We start from the raw sequence: 17,599 nt of genomic DNA on the forward strand, positions 1-17,599 counted from the left end.
GAGCCTCAGCAGCGGGCCGAGCAACGGGCTGAACAACGAAGGAGCACTGTGAACCGCCTGTCCGCCGACAACGTCACCCTCGCCTACGACCAGCGGGTCATCGCCGAGCAGCTGTCGGTGGAGATACCCGACAACTCCTTCACCGTGATCGTCGGCCCGAACGCGTGCGGCAAGTCCACGCTGCTGCGGGCGCTGTCGCGGATGCTCAAGCCCAGCCAGGGCCGGGTCCTCCTCGACGGGCAGGTCATCCAGTCGATGCCGGCGAAGAAGGTCGCGCGCACGCTGGGTCTGCTGCCGCAGTCGTCGATCGCGCCCGACGGGATCACCGTCGCCGATCTGGTGGGCCGCGGCCGGTACCCGCACCAGGGGATCCTGCGCCAGTGGTCGACCGAGGACGAGCGCGTCGTCCAGGAGTCGATGGAGCAGACCGGGGTCGCCGAACTCGCGGATCGCTATGTCGACGAACTGTCCGGCGGTCAGCGCCAGCGGGTGTGGATCGCGATGGCGCTCGCGCAGCAGACGCCGCTGCTGCTGCTCGACGAGCCGACGACCTACCTCGACATCCAGCACCAGATCGACGTCCTCGACCTGTGCGCGGAACTGCACGAGGAGCAGGGGCGCACGCTGGTCGCCGTGCTGCACGACCTCAATCACGCCGCCCGGTACGCCACACACCTCATCGCCCTGCGCGGCGGGCAGATCATCGCCGAGGGCGCGCCGAACGACATCGTCACGGCCGAGCTGGTCGAGGAGGCCTTCGGGCTGCGGTGCCAGGTCATCGACGACCCGGAGACGGGGACGCCGTTGGTGGTGCCGGCGGCTCGGAAGGCGCGCGAACAGGTCAAGAAGGAGCAGGTCAAGAAGGACCAGGACAAGAAGGACCAGGTCGAGGAGGACCAGGCCAAGAAGGTCGCGGCTACAGAAGCTTCCTGAGCACCAGCAGGTCGCGTACGCCCGCGTGCAGCTTCACCCGGCCCGAACCCCAGGCCTTGGCGAAGTGCAGTTCGCCGTCGACCAGGGCGACCAGGTCGTCGCCGGTCATGCTGAGTCTGATCTGGGCCTTCTCGCGGGGTGGGCCCTGGAGTGTGTCCTGGACATGGATCCGGCCGCCCGCCATGCGGCCGGCGAACGTGACGTCCAGGTCGGTGATGTGGCAGCTGACCGAGCGGTCCAGGGTCGCGGCCGTGCGGACGTCCCCCTCGGCGCGCTGCATGTTGTCCGAGAGCTTTTCGAGTGCGGCGCGGCACTCCTCAATCGTGGCCATCGCGATCGACGGTACCCCAGCGGTTCGGGGTAGCGTCTGGGCATGAGCGACACGGTTCCGGAGACGGAGATCCCGGAGGAGGAGGCCGAGGCGTCGGCCGAGCTCGCGGGCGAAGCCGAGTACGACCCCGCCGCCCCCGCCCCGCTGAACGTCCTCCGCACCCCCACCGGCAACTCAGACGTCGACGCCCAGCTGGAGCGGTTGGGCGATACCGACCACCTCGCCACGGACGGGCACATCGAGGTGTACGAGGATGTACACCGGGGGCTGCGCGACGCGCTCACCGCGCTCGACGCCCGCCCGGGACCTCCGGTGCCCCCGTCGACGTATGGCAGTAGGAGCTGAACCGAAAGTGGCAGGAGTCGCACGTCGCCGTCTGGACGCGGAGCTGGTCCGCCGGAAGCTGGCGCGCTCGCGCGAGCACGCCAGCCAGCTGATCGCCGCGGGGCGGGTCTCCGTCGGCAAGACCGTCGCGACCAAGCCGGCCACGCAGGTGGAGACCGCGGCGGCGATCGTCGTGACGTCCGACGGCAGCGATCCCGAGTACGTGTCGCGGGGCGGGCACAAGCTCGCGGGCGCGCTGGAGGCCTTCGTACCCCAGGGGCTCGTGGTGGAAGGACGGCGGGCGCTGGACGCCGGCGCGTCCACCGGGGGTTTCACCGACGTCCTGCTGCGGTCGGGGGCCGCCCATGTGGTCGCCGTCGACGTCGGATACGGACAACTTGCCTGGACTCTCCAAAGTGATGAACGCGTCACCGTCAAGGACCGTACGAACGTACGCGAGTTGACGCTCGAAGCGATCGATGGGGAGCCAGTGGATCTTGTCGTGGGGGATCTGTCCTTCATCCCGCTCGGACTGGTGCTGCCCGCTCTGGTGCGGTGCGTGAAACCGGACGCGGACCTGGTCATGATGGTCAAGCCGCAGTTCGAGGTGGGGAAGGAACGGCTGGGGAGCGGCGGGGTTGTCCGCAGTCCTCAGCTGCGGGCCGAGGCCGTGCGCGGCGTGGCCGAGAAGGCGTGGGAACTCGGCCTCGGGGTGAAGGGGGTCACGGCCAGTCCGTTGCCCGGTCCCTCCGGGAATGTCGAGTACTTTCTGTGGCTGCGTTCCGGGGCGCCCGCCCTGGACCCGGCCGACGTTGACCGTGCAGTTGCGGAGGGGCCGCGTTGACACAGAACCGAGCTCGTACTGTCTTTCTGCTCGCCCACACGGGGCGGCCCGCGGCCATTCGCAGCGCCGAGCTGGTGGTCAAGGGACTGCTGCGGTCGGGGATCGGCGTGCGGGTGCTGGAGGCGGAGGCGGAGGATCTGCCGCTGCCGGACCAGGTGGAGCTGGTCAAGGAGGCCACTGCGCAGTGCCTCGACGGGTGCGAGCTGCTGATAGTGCTGGGCGGTGACGGGACGCTGCTGCGGGGCGCCGAGTTCGCGCGGGCGTCCGGGGTGCCGATGCTGGGCGTCAACCTCGGGCGGGTCGGGTTCCTCGCGGAGGCCGAGCGGGACGATCTCGACAAGGTTGTCGACCGGGTGGTGACCAAGGCGTACGAGGTCGAGGAGCGGATGACCGTCGACGTCGTCGTGCATCAGAACGGCGACATCGTGCACACGGACTGGGCGCTCAATGAGGCGGCCGTGCAGAAGGCCGGTGCCGAGAAGCTGCTCGAGGTCGTGCTGGAGATCGATGGGCGGCCGGTGACGGGGTTCGGGTGCGACGGGATTGTGCTGTCCACGCCGACCGGGTCGACGGCGTATGCCTTCTCCGCCGGTGGGCCTGTGGTGTGGCCTGAGGTCGAGGCGTTGTTGATGGTGCCGATCAGTGCGCATGCGTTGTTCGCGAAGCCGTTGGTGACGTCGCCGGATTCTGTGCTGGCGGTGGAGGTTCTGCCGCATATCCCGCCGGGCGTGTTGTGGTGTGACGGGCGGCGGACTGTGGAGTTGCCGCCGGGGGCGCGGGTCGAGGTGCGGCGGGGGGCTGTGCCGGTGCGGCTGGCTCGGCTGCATCACGCGTCGTTCACTGATCGGTTGGTGGCGAAGTTTGCGTTGCCGGTGTCCGGGTGGCGGGGGGCACCTCACTAGCCATCTGTGGGGGTGGTTGCGGATTCGCGGGCGGCCGCGGGTCGTATGTGGCTGGTCGCGCCCACGCGGCGGAGCCGCAAATCGATACAGCCCCGCGCCCCTTAGCGGCATCCACTCCCCTGGGTGACAATGTGCTGCCGATACCCATTCGTCACCTGCACCTTCACATCACGGACCCGGGGGCCGTCGCACTCCCCGCCTCCGACCTCGTAAGGTCGTGTCCGTGTTGGAGGAGATGCGGATACGGTCGCTCGGAGTCATCGACGACGCTGTCGTCGAGCTGTCGCCGGGGTTCACCGCTGTCACGGGTGAGACGGGTGCGGGCAAGACCATGGTGGTCACCAGCCTGGGGCTGTTGCTCGGTGGGCGGGCGGACCCGGCGCTCGTGCGGATCGGGGCGGAGAAGGCGGTCGTGGAGGGGCGGATCGCCGTGCCTTCGGGTGCGCCGGTCGTCGTACGGGTCGAGGAGGCCGGGGCGGAGCTCGACGACGGGGCGTTGCTGATCAGCCGTACCGTTTCCGCCGAGGGGCGGTCGCGGGCGCATCTGGGTGGGCGCAGTGTGCCCGTGGGGATGCTGGCCGAGCTCGCCGACGAGTTGGTGGCCGTGCATGGGCAGACCGACCAGCAGGGGTTGCTGAAGCTGGCCCGGCAGCGGCAGGCGCTCGATCGGTACGCGGGGGATTCCGTCGCTGTGCCGCTCGCCAAGTACACCGAGGCGTACCGGCGGCTGCGGGCCGTCTCCGTCGAGCTCGACGAGATCGTCACGCGCGCGCGTGAGCGGGCTCAGGAAGCCGACCTGCTGCGGTTCGGGCTCGACGAGATCGCCGGTGTCGAGCCGCGGGCCGGGGAGGACGTGGAGCTCGCCGAGGAGGCGGAGCGGCTGGGTCACGCGGAGGCGCTGTCGTCGGCCGCCACGGCCGCGCACGCCGCGCTCGCCGGTAATCCGGAGGACCCCGAGGGCATCGACGCGGCGACGCTTGTGGCCGGTGCGCAGCGGGCCCTGGACGCCGTGCGGGCGCACGATCCCGCGCTGGCCGCGCTGGCGGAGCGGATCGGGGAGATCGGGATCCTGCTGGGCGATGTCGCCGGCGAGTTGGCGGGGTACGCCGATGACCTGGACGCCGACCCCCTGCGGCTCGCGGCCGTCGAGGAGCGGCGGGCCGCGCTGAACGCGCTCACGCGGAAGTACGGCGAGAACGTCGCCTCCGTGCTCGCCTGGGCCGAGGAGAGCGCGGCGCGGCTGACCGAGCTGGACAGCGACGACGAGCGGATCGAGGAACTGACCGCCGAGCGGGACGCGCTGCGGGCCGAGCTGGGCGGGCTGGCGCAGGCGTTGACCGATGCGCGCACGGACGCCGCCGAGCGGTTCGCCGCCGCGGTGACGGCGGAGCTGGCCTCGCTCGCCATGCCGCACGCGCGTGTGTCCTTCGACATCCGGCAGACCGAGGATCCGGAGGGTGTGGAGGTCGGCGGGCGTGCGGTCGCCTACGGTCCTTCGGGTGTGGACGAGGTCGAGCTGCTGCTCGCGCCGCACCCGGGAGCGCCGCCCCGGCCCATCGCCAAGGGCGCGTCCGGCGGTGAGCTCTCGCGCGTGATGCTCGCCGTCGAGGTCGTGTTCGCGGGGACCGATCCCGTGCCGACGTACCTCTTCGACGAGGTCGACGCCGGTGTCGGTGGCAAGGCGGCCGTGGAGATCGGGCGGCGGCTGGCCCGGCTGGCCAAGACCGCGCAGGTCGTGGTGGTGACCCACCTGCCGCAGGTCGCCGCCTTCGCCGACCGCCAGTTGCTCGTCGAGAAGACCAACGACGGGTCGGTCACCCGCTCCGGGGTGAAGGTGCTGGAGGGCGAGGAGCGGGTCCGGGAGCTGTCCCGGATGCTCGCCGGGCAGGAGGACTCGGAGACCGCGCGGGCGCACGCGGAGGAGTTGCTGGCGACGGCTCGGGCGGACGTGTAGCGAGAGCGGTGGCGGAGCGGGCCGTGCGCTGTCGTGGCGCACGGCCGCGTCCAGGACCTTGTGCAACTCCTCCGTCAGCGAGGCCCGTCGGCGACGTCCGGGGCCTCGGTGCGATGGCCTTCACGCCGGCCGCCGAGGCATGCTCCACGTGCGCATGTTCGGCCACACCCCCCACCCCGCCTCACTCGTGCAGGTGACTCGGCCCGCCGTGTTGCCCGGCGTCCGCGCCGTCTTCGCCCTCCCGCCGTTCCCGGAACACCCGTACGTCCTGGCATCCTTGGCGTAAACACGTCGTACGCGTAGGGATCCTCGCGGTACACCCCCTCCGCCCGATCCTTCTGTACTTTCTTCGTGACCGCCCGACCCGAACCAGGAGCCCCGGCCACGTGACCCCCGTGAGCAGCCACTCACCGCACGGCCAGTCGTCGCTGCGTACCGTGCAGGTGCTGGGCGGCGGCAACGCCGGCAGCAGCGCGCATGTGCGATCGCTGGCCTCGGGGCTGGTCGCGCGGGGCGTGCGGGTCACCGTGTGCGCCCCCGTCGAGGCCGATCACGCCTACGACTTCGCCGGGGCCGGCGCCGAACACGTACACGTGCCACGCAGCAGCGATCCCGCCTCCGTGGCCGCCCTGCGGGCCGCGTGCGCCGACGCCGACCTGGTGCACGCGCACGGGCTGCACGCCTCCTTCCGTGCCGTCCTCGCGCTCAGCGGGCGGCGTACTCCGCTCGTCGTCACCTGGCACGACCGGGCGCATGCCGAGGGCGCCCGCGCCCATCTCGTACGGCTGCTGGAGCGGCGGGTCGTCAAGGCCGCCTCCGTCGTGCTCGGGACCACCTCGGCGCTGGTGGACCGCGCCCGCCGTACGGGTGCCCGGGACGCCCGCCTCGCCGCCGTCGCGATGCCCGGGCCGGGCCGTGCCGCGGAGCACGACGACCCCGACCGGCTGCGGCCCAAAGTCCGGGCCGAACTCGGGGCCACCGGGCGCCCGTTGCTGATCGCCGTCGGCTCGCTGGAGCGGCATCGCGGGTACGACGTCCTGCTGGACGCCTCGCGCGCGTGGCTGCGGCTCGATCCCGTGCCGTTGGTCGTGATCGCGGGGGAGGGGGCGCTGCGGGCCGCGCTGCAGCGCCGGATCGAGGACGAGGCGCTGCCCGTACGGCTCATCGGGCGGCGTGACGACGTCTCCGAGCTGCTCGCCGCCGCCGACGTCGCGCTCCTGCCGAGCAGTTGGGAGTCACGGTCCGTCCTCGCCCAGGAGGCCCTTCACGCGCGCGTGCCGCTCGTCGCCACCGAGGTCGGCGGCGTGCCGGAGCTCGTCGGGGACGCGGCCGAACTCGTCCCGTACGGCGACCCGGAGGCACTCGCCGACGCCGTCGTACGGCTGCTCGGTGATCCCGAGCGCCGCGAGCTGCTCAGGGAGCGGGGCATGCGGCAGGCGGCGACCTGGCCGACGGAGGACGAGACGGTCGCCCAAGTGCTCAGCGTGTACGACGAGTTGACGCAGCCGCAGCCCATGATCTAGCGCCGGGAGCGTCACTACCCCTCTCCTCCCTCTACCCCGCATGCCTTCGCGCCCGCAGCGCCAGGCTCAACGCCAGTACCGTCTGCGGGTCGTCGAGGTCGGTGCCGAGCAACTCGCCGATGCGGGCGAGGCGGTTGTAGAGCGTCTGCCGGTTCAGGTGCAGTTCGCGGGCCGTCTCCGCCTTGCGGCCGGCGTGTGCCAGGTACGTCTCCAGGGTGGGCAGCAGGGGCGGGCGGGAGCGGTTGTCGTGGTCGCGGAGGGGGCCGATCGCGCGCTCCACGAAGGCCGCGAGGTCCGGGTGGTCGCGCAGCCGCCACAGCAGCAGGTCGATGTCCAGGCGCCGGGCGTCGTACCAGGGGCGGTCGGACAGGCCCTGCGCCGCCGTCGCCGTCTCTGCCGCGTGCCTCAGGCTCGCCGAGGCCGCCGCCCAGCCGCCCGCGACCCCGACGACCACGACCGGGGGCTGCGCGCCCGGCCGCTGGAACCCGGCCCGCTCCACGCCCGCCCGCAGCGCCGCCGCGACCCGGTCCGCGACCGCCGACCGCTCCGACTCCGCACGCAGGCCCAGCAACAGGGGAACGCGGCCCTCGACCGGGCGTACACCCAGCAGGACCGGAACTCCGACCGACGCCAGCTCCTCCCCGACCGCACGCGCCAGCACCGCCCAGCCGCCGCCGGGGGAGAGCGCGTCCCCCAGCCGCATCACGACCGGCAGCAGCGGGCCGTCACCCGGCTTGAAGCCCAGCACACGCGCCTGTGCCGGGGCGTCCTCGGCGGCGACACGGCCCTCCGCGAGGTCGGTCAGGAAGTCGCCGCGACCGCGTGCCGCCAGCTCCTCCTCCTGGCGCGCCTGCATCAGCACCACGGCCAGGATGCCCGCGGCCCGTTCGGCGGCGATCCGGTGCACGGGCGCGAGCGGGCCCCGGACGGGCAGGAGCGCGAGACGGGCCCGGACCGAACCCGTCCCCGGGCCGCCCCCCGGCACATCCACCAGCACCGACCCGGCGGGCGGCGGCGCGTCCTTGTGCTGCCCCCGCAGCCCCTCCCACACCTGCAACGGATCCGCGCCCTCGGGGCCGGCCCCGGCGGCGTACAGCAGTCGGCCGTCCGTCGTCTCCAGGAAGACCGGGTTGCCGCCGAAGTCCGCCAGGATGCCGAGCACCTGGGGCACACCGCCCCCGCCGAGCAGTGCTTCCGTGCACCGGCGGTGCACTTCCTCCGCCCGTTGCAGCAGCGCGTAGTGGCCGTTGACGATCTCGGTGTGGATCTCCTCGGTGACCGTCACGAAAGCCACCTCGCGGTGCAGCTGGACGAGCGGCAGACCGGCCGTACGTGCCGTGTCGACCAGCGCGGCGGGCAGACGCGGGAAGCGCGGGCCCAGCTCGATGACGAGGGCCGCGATGCCGCGCTCGGCGAGGGTCCGCACGAACGCGCGCTGGTCGGCCGGACGGGTGCCGAGGCCGTAGCCCGTGGTCAGCAGCAGCTCCCCGCCCTTCAGCAGGGAGGCGATGTGGGGCACCTCGCCCGCGTGCACCCAGCGCACGGTCCGCCCCAGCCGGTCGGCGCCCGCGATGACCTCGGGCAGCCCGCTGCGCAGCCCGGGCAGCTCCAGCGCCCGTCGCACGGTGATCCCGGCACCGTGGGTGTCGAATCCGCTGTCCGTACCGCCCGTACCGATGCCCGCACCGCTGTCCATGGGCCGGACGCTACCCGCGGGGATGCTTCCACGACATCTCCGGACGGTTACGGAGACGATCACCGGCCCCCGGCGCCCGACAATGCGTCGCGCCGCACGCCGAATTGCGGGACCCCATGTCGGTTGTGGCGTACATCACTGCGCCGCCAGACTGGCGCATCCGAAGGGAAGCGACGCCGTCGGCTTCGGATTTCGTTGTGGAAGCACCTTGAGAGGGATGGAATGACGGAGACACCCCAGCGAGAGGTTCACCGGCTCAAGGCGAATTCCGTCGGCCTGGTGGGCGTCGTCTTCATGGCGGTCGCCACCGCCGCGCCGATCACCGCGATGACCGGCAACCTGCCCATCGCGGTCGGCTTCGGCAACGGTACGGGCGCGCCCGCCGGCTACCTCTTCGCGACGCTCGTGCTGACGGTGTTCTCCGTCGGATACGTCGCCATGGCCCGCCGTATCACCGCCGCCGGCGCCTTCTACGGCTACATCTCCCACGGGCTCGGCCGGATCACCGGCATGGCGTCCGGGATGCTCGCCGTGCTGGCGTACATCGTCTTCGAGGCGTCCATCGTCGGAGTCTTCTCGTACTTCGCGCAGACGACGGTCCACGACCAGCTCGGCGTCGACCTGCCCTGGATCCTGTACGCCGCCGCCATGCTGCTCGTGACCGCGGTCCTGGCCTACTTCGACATCAACCTCACCGCGAAGGCCCTCGGCGTGATGCTGGTCGCCGAGATCGCGGTGCTGTTCGTGGTCGCCACGGCCGTGCTCCTGAACGGCGGCGGCCCCGACGGCATCCCCATGGAGCCCATCAACCCCGAGAACGCCTTCACCGGAGCCTCCGCCGGTCTCGGTCTGTTCTTCGCCTTCTGGTCGTGGGTCGGCTTCGAGTCGACGGCGATGTACGGCGAGGAGTCCCGCGACCCGAAGCGCGTCATCCCGCGCGCGACGCTGATCTCGGTGATCGGTGTCGGGATCTTCTACATCTACGTGTCCTGGATGACCATCGCGGGCAACGGACTCGAGCGCTCCGTGGAGATCTCCTCCGGCACCAGCCCGCTCGACCTGTTCTTCGACCCGGCGCACTCCTACCTCGGCGCCTGGGCGGTCGACGCCTTCCAGTGGCTGCTGATCACCGGGTCGTTCGCCTGTGGGATGGCCTTCCACCAGTGCGCGGCCCGCTATCTGTACGCCATCGGCCGCGAGGGCTTCCCGCATCCCGCGCTCGGCCGCACGCACCCCCGGCACGGGTCGCCGTACATCGCCTCCTTCGTGCAGTCGGTCATGCGGTCGGGCTCGTCGGCGCCTTCTGGCTGACCGGGCAGGACCCGTACATCCACCTGTACACCCTGCTCGCGATCCTCGGCACGATGGCGATCCTCATCGTGCAGACCCTGTGCTCCTTCGCGGTCATCGGCTACTTCCGCAAAAACCACCCCGAGGACCGCCACTGGTTCCGCACACTCACCGCCCCCCTGCTCGGCGGCATCGGCATGATCGCCGTCGTGGGGCTGCTGGTGACCAATCTGGACACCGCGGCCGGTACGGCGGCCGACTCGCTGTTCTTCAAGGCCATCCCGTGGATCGTCGGGCTGGTCTTCTTCGGCGTCTCGGGCTCGGCTGGTATCTGAAGCTCCGTCGGCCGCAGCGGTACGACATCATCGGCCGGATCGTGCTGGAGGACTCGGCCGAGCGGACGGAAACCCCGGTTGGGGTGCCCTCGGCGGGGTAGCGGCGCCTGCATGGACTTCAGCGTGGTTGCCGTGGCACGGGAGGACGACAGTCCGGTCGAGGAGCCGTTGCGGGTGGCGGTGTCCGCCGATCGGCCCGGGTACCGCGAGGTGTGGGCGGGGGAGGGGCCGACCTGGGACTCCTTCGTCCTCGCCGCGGCGATCGGGCGGGCCACCGAGCGGGTCGCGCTGACGGCCGGTCCCGTGGCGGTGTCGGTGCGCGAGCCGTTCGGCATCGCGCGGGGTGCCGCCTCGGTCGCCGCCGTCACCGGGCGGGCGGTCGGGGTGGCGCTGGGGACGTCCAGCAAGCGGGTGGTCGAGGGCGTGCACGGGGTGCCGCGGGTGCGGCCCGCGGCGGCGATGGAGGCCTCGGCGGCAGCCCTGCGCGGCTTCCTGCACGGCAGGCCCGGTGAGCCGATCGTCCCCGGCAGCGCCTTCCCGCGCCGCCTCCCGCCTCCCGGCGGCCCGCTCACCGTGGCGGCCTTCGGCGACCGCGCGATCGCCACGGCGGCGGTCCACTCCGACCGGATGCTGCTCGACCTGGTCTCGCCGGAACAGGTCCGTGTGCTGCGGGCGAAACTCCAGGCGGCCGCCGACCGCGCGGGCCGTACGTCGCCGCCGACCCTGGCCGCCTGGTTGCCGGCCGCCGTCGATCCCGGCCCGGAATCCCTAGCGCAGGTCCTGCGGAGCATCGCCGGGTATCTGACGGTGCCGGGCTACAGCGACATGTTCGAGGCGGCAGGGTTCGGGGAGGCGGTCGAGCTGGCCCGGACCGGAGCCGACCCCGGCACGCTGGTCCGGGCGCTGCCCGCCGCGGCGGCGGACGTGGTCGGTCTTGTGGGCGACTGGGACGCCGTACGCGCGCGTGCCGAGGAGTACGCCGAGGCGGGCCTCGACGAGATCGCCCTCGTCCCGGCGACGGCGGGTGATCCGGGCGGGGAGCGGACGCTGACGGCATTCGAGCAAGCCTGGTGACCGCGCTCAGGCCGGCCTGATGTTGTGGTTGAACCGGAAGACGTTGTCCGGGTCCCACCGCCGCTTCAGCTCCGCCAGCCGCCGGGTGTTCCCGGCGCCCAGACCGGCCACCACACGCTCCGCGCCCTCGTCGCCGATGAAGTTCAGGTACACCGCGCCGGTGCTCCACGGCCGCACCTCCGCGCGGACGTCCCGGACCCACTGCCTGCACCGCTCGTCGTCCGCCGGGTCCTGCCACATGCCGTAGGGATGCACCGCCCAGGGCGCGTCCCGGTAGGGCACCGGGTACTCGTGCGGCCCGGCGGCGATCGCGCCGCCCTGCGGGAGGAGCGCGTGCTGGGTGCCGGTCGGCACGGGCATGGACCGCCCGGCCGCGCAGTAGACGTCGACGAAGTCGTCCGGCGCGCCCGTCAGATACTCCGCCGACCAGTAGTGCCGCATACCGGGCGGATCGTCGATCATGCACTGCACGTCGGCGTACGGCATCGCGCCGACGATCTCCGTCTCGTGCGGCAGCGCCAGCAGCGGTTCGGCGTACTTGCGCATGTCCTGCTCGGCACCGGCGTACGTCAGCAGCGCGGCGCACACCAGGCTGCCGACCAGGGACGGCGGTACGAACTCCTCGGGCGGGCCGGTGAACCACAGGACGCCGCCGCCCACCTCGTCGGGGCCGGACTCGATCACGTCGCGGAAGGTGCGGACGGCGTCCGGTGCCGACTCCGGCCGGTACAGCAGCAGCGCGATGGCGAAGTCGGGCAGCTCGTGCAGCTTCAGCGTGATCGCAGTGGCGATGCCGAAGTTGCCGCCGCCGCCGTGCAGCGCCCAGAAGAGGTCCGGGTTCTCGTCCGCGTTGGCGTGGACCCGGCTGCCGTCGGCGGTGACGAGTTCCACACCGAGCAGATTGTCCACGGCCAGCCCGCACCAGCGGTCCAGCCAGCCGGTGCCGCCGCCCAGGACGAAGCCGCCGACGCCGGTGGTCGACGCCCGGCCGCCGGTCGTGGCGAGGCCGTACACCTGGGTGGCGCGGTCCAGGTCGCTCATCGTGGCCCCGCCCGCGACCCGTACCGCCTCGGCCCCCGGGTGCACGGTGACGGCGCGCATGTGGCGCAGGTCGACGACCAGGCCGTTGTCGTTGAGCGCCATGCCCGCGACGCTGTGCCCGCCGCCGCGCACCGCGATGTTGAGGTCCAGCTCCCGCCCGAACCGCACGGCCCGCACGACGTCGTCCTCGTCCACGCACTGCGCGATCACCGCGGGCCGCCGGTCGATCATGGTGTTGAAGACGCCCCGGGCGTCGTCGTAGCCGAAGTCCCCCGGCGCGAACACATCCCCGGCGAGATCCTCACGCAGCGCGACGAGGGCCGCGCCCGCCTTCGAGGAGGAAGCCATGGCCGCCCCCTTCCTGAAAGGGGCAATCGCTTGCTTCCAGCCTAGGCGGGCGCGCCGCGCCGGTCCTGTTCAGCCGCAGGGGCGGGCTTCAGCCGCCGTACGCCCCGGACGCCGTCAGCCGCAGGGCGGTGTCGATCAGCGGGACGTGGCTGAAGGCCTGCGGGAAGTTGCCGACCTGGCGCTGCAGGCGCGGGTCCCACTCCTCGGCCAGCAGACCGAGGTCGTTGCGCAGCGACAGCAGCTTCTCGAACAGCTTGCGGGCCTCGTCGACGCGGCCGATCATCGCCAGGTCGTCGGCCATCCAGAACGAGCAGGCCAGGAAGGCGCCCTCGTCACCGGGCAGGCCGTCGACGCCCTCGTCCTCGCCCTGCGTCGGATAGCGCAGGATGAAGCCGTCCGGCGTGGACAGCTCGCGCTGGATCGCCTCGATGGTGCCGATGACGCGCTTGTCGTCCGGCGGCAGGAAGCCCATCTGCGGGATCAGCAGCAGGGAGGCGTCCAGCTCCTTCGAGCCGTACGACTGCGTGAAGGTGTTGCGCTCCTTGTCGTAACCCTTCTCACACACGTCCCGGTGGATGTCGTCGCGCAGCTCGCGCCAGCGCTCCAGCGGGCCGTCCGCGTCGCCGGACTCGATGAGCTTGATCGTGCGGTCGACGGCGACCCAGGCCATCACCTTGGAGTGCACGAAGTGCCGGCGCGGACCGCGCACCTCCCAGATGCCCTCGTCCGGCTGGTCCCAGTGGTCCTCGAGGTAGCGGATCAGCTTGAGCTGGAGCAGCGAGGCGTAGTCGCTGCGGGCCAGGCCGGTCATGTGGGCCAGGTGCAGGGCCTCGGTGACCTCGCCGTACACGTCCAGCTGGAGCTGGTGCGCGGCGCCGTTGCCGACCCGGACCGGGGCGGAGTTCTCGTAGCCGGGCAGCCAGTCCAGCTCGGCCTCGCCGAGCTCACGCTCGCCCGCGATGCCGTACATGATCTGCAGGTTCTCCGGGTCGCCCGCGACTGCCCGCAGCAGCCACTCGCGCCAGGCACGGGCCTCGTCGCGGTAGCCGGTGCGCAGCAGCGAGGACAGGGTGATCGCCGCGTCCCGCAGCCAGGTGTACCGGTAGTCCCAGTTGCGGACGCCGCCGATCTCCTCCGGCAGGGAGGTGGTGGGCGCGGCGACGATGCCGCCGGTCGGGGCGTACGTCAGCGCCTTCAGCGTGATCAGCGAGCGGACCACGGCCTCGCGGTAGGGCCCGTGGTACGTGCAGTGCTCGACCCACTCCCGCCAGAAGTCCTCCGTCGCCTCCAGCGACTGCTCCGGCTCCGGCAGCGGCGGCGGCTCCTTGTGCGAGGCCTGCCAGGAGATCGTGAACGCGAAGCGGTCGCCCGGTCCGACCGTGAAGTCGGAGTACGTCGTCAGCGACTTGCCGTACGTCTCGCGGTCGGTGTCGAACCACACCGAGTCCGGGCCCGCGACGGCCACCGTGCGCCCCTCGTGCTTGTGCACCCACGGCACGATCCGGCCGTACGAGAAGCGCATCCTGAGCGCCGAGCGCATCGGAACCCGTCCCGACACGCCCTCCACGATCCGGATCAGCTGGGGCGCGCCGTCACGCGGGGGCATGAAGTCGATCACCCGGACCGTGCCGCGCGGCGTGTCCCACTCGGACTCCAGGATCAGGGAGTCGCCGCGGTAGCTGCGCCGGGCCGCGGTGGGCGGTTCGGCGTCGGAGGCGTGCGCGGGGCCGAGCCGCCAGAAGCCGTGCTCCTCGGTGCCCAGCAGGCCGGCGAAGATGGCATGCGAGTCGAAGCGGGGCAGGCACAGCCAGTCGACTGTGCCGTCCCGGCAGACCAGTGCGGCGGTCTGCATGTCTCCGATGAGTGCGTAGTCTTCGATGCGCCCGGCCACGTGCATCTCCAGTCGAACGGCCACGTCACCCCCTTCTGGCAAGGGGGCTCTCGCTAGTGCGGTCAAGGGGTGGGTTTTGTAATGCGTCGTTGAGCGGTGAAGCAAAGCAGTCGTCTCGGCCGTGAGGCAAAACGACAGTCTCTTCTCAACAATCTCTGCTCAACGAACTGACGAGCTCTCGTTGTTCCGGGTGTGACGGGCGGGGGTGGTGCCGTGTTTGCCGGCCGGGCTCGGCAGCGAATGTCCGAGCAGGATACGACGCACGTAGATGATCTGCGTGCCGCTCCGGGCAACCCGGGTCGGCCGAACGGGTGAGCAACGGGTGAGAAACCGAGTCGCCTGTGCAGGTTCGTGGTGACTCGTGTGCGGAGCGTGGCCGGAAGCCATCGCTCTCGGTCGCTGATACCCTGGTAGCCCGTGGACCGGTGGGAGAAAAACCCCCGAACCGCAGCGACGGCGACCCCGGAGAACTCTCCGGTCAGGCAGCCGTACCGCACCCCAGACCGCGACCACGGGAGCCCCCCTTTGGCCATGCCGCCCGCTGCTTTTCGATCCAGCGCAGCCACGACGACCAAGCACATCTTCGTCACCGGGGGTGTCGCCTCCTCGCTCGGCAAGGGCCTGACGGCCTCCAGCCTCGGCATGCTGCTCAAGGCGCGGGGCCTGCGCGTCGTGATGCAGAAGCTGGACCCGTACCTCAATGTCGACCCTGGCACGATGAACCCCTTCCAGCACGGTGAGGTGTTCGTCACCAACGACGGCGCCGAGACCGACCTGGACATCGGCCACTACGAGCGCTTCCTCGACCGCGACCTGGACGGCTCGGCGAACGTCACCACCGGCCAGGTGTACAACACCGTGATCGCCAAGGAGCGGCGCGGCGAGTACCTGGGCGACACCGTGCAGGTCATCCCGCACATCACCAACGAGATCAAGCACCGCATCCGCCGCATGGCGACCGACGAGGTCGACGTGGTGATCACGGAGGTCGGCGGCACGGTCGGCGACATCGAGTCGCTGCCGTTCCTGGAGACCGTCCGCCAGGTCCGGCACGAGGTCGGTCGTGACAACGTCTTCGTCGTCCACATCTCGCTCCTGCCGTACATCGGCCCCTCGGGAGAGCTGAAGACGAAGCCGACCCAGCACTCGGTTGCGGCTCTGCGCAACATCGGTATTCAGCCAGATGCGATCGTGCTGCGCTGCGACCGCGAGGTGCCGACCGCGATCAAGCGGAAGATCAGCCTGATGTGCGACGTCGACGAGGCTGCCGTGGTCGCCTGCCCCGACGCCCGCTCGATCTACGACATCCCGAAGACCGTGCACGGCGAGGGCCTGGACGCCTACGTCGTCCGCAAGCTGGACCTGCCGTTCCGTGACGTGGACTGGACGACCTGGGACGACCTGCTCGACCGCGTCCACAACCCCGACCACGAGATCACCCTCGCCCTGGTCGGCAAGTACATCGACCTGCCCGACGCCTACCTCTCGGTCACCGAGGCGCTGCGCGCGGGCGGCTTCGCCAACAAGGCCCGCGTGAAGATCAAGTGGGTCACGTCCGACGACTGCAAGACCCCGGCCGGCGCCAAGCAGCAGCTCGCCGACGTCGACGGCATCTGCATCCCGGGCGGCTTCGGCGACCGCGGTGTGCTCGGCAAGGTCGGCGCGATCAAGTACGCCCGCGAGAACAGGATCCCGCTGCTGGGCCTGTGCCTCGGCCTGCAGTGCATCGTGATCGAGGCGGCCCGCAACCTCGCCGACATCGGCGACGCGAACTCCACCGAGTTCGACCCGGCCACCTCCCACCCGGTCATCTCCACCATGGCCGAGCAGCTCGACATCGTCGCCGGCGAGGGCGACATGGGCGGCACCATGCGCCTCGGCATGTACCCGGCCAAGCTGGCCGAGGGCTCGATCGTGCGCGAGGTGTACGACGGCAAGGAGTACGTCGAGGAGCGCCACCGTCACCGCTACGAGGTGAACAACGCCTACCGGGCCGAGCTGGAGAAGAAGGCGGGCATCCTGTTCTCCGGCACGTCGCCCGACGGCAAGCTCGTGGAGTACGTGGAGTACCCGCGCGAGGTCCACCCCTACCTGGTGGCCACGCAGGCCCACCCCGAGCTGCGCTCGCGCCCGACGCGCCCGCACCCGCTGTTCGCCGGGCTGGTGAAGGCAGCCGTCGAGCGCCAGCAGGGCGAGGGCGCCGGCAAGAATTCGAAGTAGCACGACAGTTGTACGGTGGCCGGGGTGCAAACCTTCAAAGGTGCGCACCCCGGTTTTCTTTGGCGGGTTCTTTTTGAAAGCGTGTGGAAGGGCAGGGCATGACGATCAAGGACACCGCGCAGGAGTGGGAGATCCGGGCCACGGACACCCCCTTCGTGGGCAACAAGACCTCCGTCCGCACGGACGACGTGGTCATGCCCGACGGCTCGGTGGTACGCCGCGACTACCAGGTCCACCCCGGCTCGGTGGCCGTCCTCGCCCTCGACGACGAGGACCGCGTCCTGGTCATCAAGCAGTACCGCCACCCGGTGCGGCAGAAGCTGTGGGAGATCCCGGCCGGCCTGCTCGACGTCCCCGGCGAGAACCCGCTGCACGCCGCCCAGCGCGAGCTCTACGAGGAGGCCCACGTCAAGGCCGAGGACTGGCGGGTGCTGACCGACGTCTACACCACGCCCGGCGGCTGCGACGAGGCCGTACGGATCTTCCTCGCCCGCAACCTGTCCGAGGCCGACGGGGAGCGCTTCGAGGTGGAGGACGAGGAGGCCGACATGGAGTACGCGCGCGTGCCGGTCGACGAGCTCGTCCGGGCCGTGCTCGCGGGCGAGTTGCACAACAACTGCCTGGTCGTGGGCGCGCTGTCGCTGGTCGCCGCGAGGGCCTCCGGCGGGCTTGACGGGTTGCGGTCGGCGGATGCGGAGTGGCCGGCGCGGCCGTTCGAGGCGTGAGCGCTCCGCTGGGAGGGCCGGGCGGATGCGCCGTAGGGGTGCGGTGATCTGCGGGCTGCGGCTTCGTTGTGGCTGGTCGCGCCCACGCGGCGGAGCCGCATATCGGCACAGCCCCGCGCCCCTTGAGGGGCGCGGCCCTCACGCTCGTTTGATGGTGCCGGTCCTACG

Annotated in this window: 13 protein-coding genes and 1 pseudogene; 10 read left to right on the forward strand and 4 right to left on the reverse strand. The window is 71.4% G+C overall.

The window, feature by feature from the left end:
• Window positions 1-48 precede the first annotated feature (48 nt).
• Entirely contained in the window at window positions 49-933 is an 885-nt protein-coding gene (locus tag QQM39_RS35935) for an ABC transporter ATP-binding protein (RefSeq protein WP_302001752.1), read from the forward strand.
• Here the strand turns inward: QQM39_RS35935 and QQM39_RS35940 are convergent.
• Complete coding sequence (locus QQM39_RS35940; RefSeq protein WP_302001753.1) at window positions 917-1,264, reverse strand: sterol-binding protein; 348 nt, start codon at window positions 1,262-1,264, stop codon at window positions 917-919. The two genes, QQM39_RS35935 and QQM39_RS35940, sit on opposite strands and share 17 nt — an antisense overlap.
• 42 nt (window positions 1,265-1,306) lie before the next feature.
• On the opposite strand from QQM39_RS35940, the gene QQM39_RS35945 reads away from it, so the two are divergent.
• The 5 genes from QQM39_RS35945 to QQM39_RS35965 all read left to right on the forward strand — a co-directional run bounded on the left by QQM39_RS35945 (window position 1,307) and on the right by QQM39_RS35965 (window position 6,811).
• The gene (locus tag QQM39_RS35945) at window positions 1,307-1,609 is read left to right on the forward strand and encodes a hypothetical protein (protein WP_302001754.1); all 303 of its coding nucleotides are present in this window, start codon (window positions 1,307-1,309) and stop codon (window positions 1,607-1,609) included.
• A gap of 7 nt (window positions 1,610-1,616) precedes the next feature.
• A complete protein-coding gene (locus tag QQM39_RS35950; protein ID WP_302001755.1) occupies window positions 1,617-2,432 on the forward strand; it encodes a TlyA family RNA methyltransferase in 816 nt (271 codons plus the stop codon).
• Window positions 2,429-3,334: an NAD kinase gene (locus QQM39_RS35955; protein WP_302001756.1), complete on the forward strand. Its 906-nt coding sequence runs from the start codon at window positions 2,429-2,431 to the stop codon at window positions 3,332-3,334. The genes QQM39_RS35950 and QQM39_RS35955 overlap by 4 nt, the downstream gene beginning before the upstream one ends.
• A gap of 235 nt (window positions 3,335-3,569) precedes the next feature.
• Window positions 3,570-5,288 (forward strand): DNA repair protein RecN, encoded by a 1,719-nt coding sequence (gene recN, locus QQM39_RS35960; protein WP_302003849.1) that lies wholly within the window; start codon window positions 3,570-3,572, stop codon window positions 5,286-5,288.
• Window positions 5,289-5,674: 386 nt separating this feature from the next.
• A complete protein-coding gene (locus tag QQM39_RS35965; RefSeq protein WP_302001758.1) occupies window positions 5,675-6,811 on the forward strand; it encodes a glycosyltransferase family 4 protein in 1,137 nt (378 codons plus the stop codon).
• A 31-nt stretch (window positions 6,812-6,842) separates the two neighbouring features.
• Here the strand turns inward: QQM39_RS35965 and QQM39_RS35970 are convergent, their stop codons facing one another.
• Window positions 6,843-8,507 (reverse strand): PucR family transcriptional regulator, encoded by a 1,665-nt coding sequence (locus tag QQM39_RS35970; RefSeq protein WP_302001759.1) that lies wholly within the window; start codon window positions 8,505-8,507, stop codon window positions 6,843-6,845.
• A 222-nt stretch (window positions 8,508-8,729) separates the two neighbouring features.
• Between QQM39_RS35970 and QQM39_RS35975 the strand changes: the two are divergent.
• Together QQM39_RS35975 and QQM39_RS35980 are read left to right on the forward strand one after the other, a co-directional pair.
• A pseudogene (locus tag QQM39_RS35975) lies at window positions 8,730-10,233 on the forward strand (APC family permease).
• Between the two features lie 10 nt (window positions 10,234-10,243).
• On the forward strand, window positions 10,244-11,206 hold the full coding sequence (locus QQM39_RS35980; RefSeq protein WP_302001760.1) for an LLM class F420-dependent oxidoreductase: 963 nt from the start codon (window positions 10,244-10,246) through the stop codon (window positions 11,204-11,206).
• A gap of 6 nt (window positions 11,207-11,212) precedes the next feature.
• Here the strand turns inward: QQM39_RS35980 and QQM39_RS35985 are convergent, their stop codons facing one another.
• Window positions 11,213-12,595 carry an FAD-binding oxidoreductase gene (locus QQM39_RS35985; protein WP_302001761.1) on the reverse strand — a complete coding sequence of 461 codons (1,383 nt, stop codon included), beginning with the start codon at window positions 12,593-12,595 and terminating at the stop codon, window positions 11,213-11,215.
• An 88-nt stretch (window positions 12,596-12,683) separates the two neighbouring features.
• Window positions 12,684-14,486 carry a glycoside hydrolase family 15 protein gene (locus tag QQM39_RS35990; RefSeq protein WP_302003850.1) on the reverse strand — a complete coding sequence of 601 codons (1,803 nt, stop codon included), beginning with the start codon at window positions 14,484-14,486 and terminating at the stop codon, window positions 12,684-12,686.
• Window positions 14,487-15,017: 531 nt separating this feature from the next.
• On the opposite strand from QQM39_RS35990, the gene QQM39_RS35995 reads away from it, so the two are divergent.
• Together QQM39_RS35995 and QQM39_RS36000 are read left to right on the forward strand one after the other, a co-directional pair.
• Complete coding sequence (locus QQM39_RS35995; RefSeq protein WP_302001762.1) at window positions 15,018-16,706, forward strand: CTP synthase; 1,689 nt, start codon at window positions 15,018-15,020, stop codon at window positions 16,704-16,706.
• A 98-nt stretch (window positions 16,707-16,804) separates the two neighbouring features.
• Window positions 16,805-17,431 carry an NUDIX hydrolase gene (locus QQM39_RS36000; RefSeq protein ID WP_302001763.1) on the forward strand — a complete coding sequence of 209 codons (627 nt, stop codon included), beginning with the start codon at window positions 16,805-16,807 and terminating at the stop codon, window positions 17,429-17,431.
• The last annotated feature ends 168 nt before the right edge of the window (window positions 17,432-17,599 follow it).

Source organism: Streptomyces sp. DT2A-34 (genome assembly GCF_030499515.1).
Lineage (GTDB): Bacteria > Actinomycetota > Actinomycetes > Streptomycetales > Streptomycetaceae > Streptomyces.